The sequence below is a fragment of the Acidovorax sp. KNOB132 genome (assembly GCF_057541515.1).
The window spans coordinates 1-1,433 of record NZ_BAAJYT010000507.1; the positions used below are offsets into that span (position 1 = coordinate 1).

Annotated in this window: 1 protein-coding gene; it reads right to left on the reverse strand. The window is 69.1% G+C overall.

Annotated elements, in window-relative coordinates; translation table 11 throughout:
- Nucleotides 1-238: 238 nt before the first annotated feature.
- Nucleotides 239-1,433: malonyl-CoA decarboxylase (locus tag AC27IO_RS24175; protein ID WP_498741210.1), on the reverse strand; the 1,195-nt coding region annotated here is incomplete at its 5' end.

Consider the following 1,433-nt stretch of genomic DNA (forward strand, 5'->3'; position numbering starts at 1 on the left):
CGCCAACACCCGGCCGGTGGCCAGCGCCAGGCCGGCCGCAGCCGCGCCACGCAGCACGCCGCGGCGCTGCAAAGGGGAATGGTTCATGGTGTCTGTCTCCTGTCGTTGTGGGTCTTTGTCATGCATGCAAGGAAGGCGCGCTCATGGCGCCGGTGCCATCTGACCCGCGGGGCGAAAGGCTCGGGCGCTTTCATGTCGCGCACCGGCCTTTTTTTCTTTCTGCCCCGCTCACACCGCCTCAGTCCCGGCACAGGCTCTCGATGTCTCCCGACATCGGCACGCGGCCCTGCGCCAGCAGGCCGCGGTGTTTGTCGATCCGCTTGAGATCGTAGAGATAGTTGACCATCAGGCCGAACGATTGCTTGAGGCCCTTGGACGACGGGTCGCCCGCCCAGTTCAGGCGCTCCACGCGCGCGCCGTTACCCAGGTGAAAGCGCGCCACCGGGTCCACCGGCTTGCCCTCGTGCAGTTCGCGCCCCAGGTAGCGCGCGGCGCACTGCAGCAGCAGCTGGCGCACGGGCGATTTCGGGGGCAGCTCCAGCGCCTTGTCGGCCGCGGCCAGCACGTGGGCGGCCTGCGGCGGCTCGAACCCCACGGCCTTGCCCAGCTCGGCACGGCGCTTGTCATCGAGCGCATCGAGCGCGGCGGCGCAGTGCTTGGACAGCCACGAACGGAACCCCGGGATCGGCGACAGCGTGGCGAAGGTGCGCAGGCGCGGAAACTCCGCGTTCAGCGTCTCCACCACGTGCTTGATGAGCGAATCGCCGAAGCTCACCCCGCGCAGCCCCGTCTGCGTGTTGCTGATCGAGTAGAAGATCGCCGTGGTCGCCTTCGACAGATCGGACGGCGCCGCGCCCTCGTCCAGCAGCGGCGTGATGCTGCTGGACAGGTCGGCCACCAGCGCCACCTCCACGAAGATCAGCGGCTCGTTGGGCAGGCGCGGGTGGAAGAAGCCGTAGCAGCGCCGGTCGCTGTCCAGCCGGTTCTTCAGGTCCGCCCAGCTGCGGATGTCGTGCACCGCCTCGTACTTGATGAGCTTTTCGATCAGCGAGGCGGGCGAATCCCACGACAGGCGCTTCAGCTCCAGGAACGCCACGTCGAACCAGGTGGAAAACAGCTGCTCCAGCTCGGCATCGAGCGCGAGCAGCCGCTTGTCGCCCTTGAGCTGCGGCAGCAGCTCGGCCCGCAGGTCCAGCAGAAAGCGCATGCCGTTCGGAAACACCGCAAAGCGCTGCAGCAGCCGCGTGCGCGGCGACACCAGCGCGCGGCGCAGGTGGATCTCGGCATGGGCCTCCTCGGCCGTGCCGGCCGCCGCCTCGTAGCGCTGGCGCGCCGACTTGAAGCGCGTGGCGTCGGGCGCGAACTGCTCGCACAGCAGCAGCCACATGTCGCGGCGCTCCTCGGGCTCGGCCGCGTGGTACCAGGCGGCGACG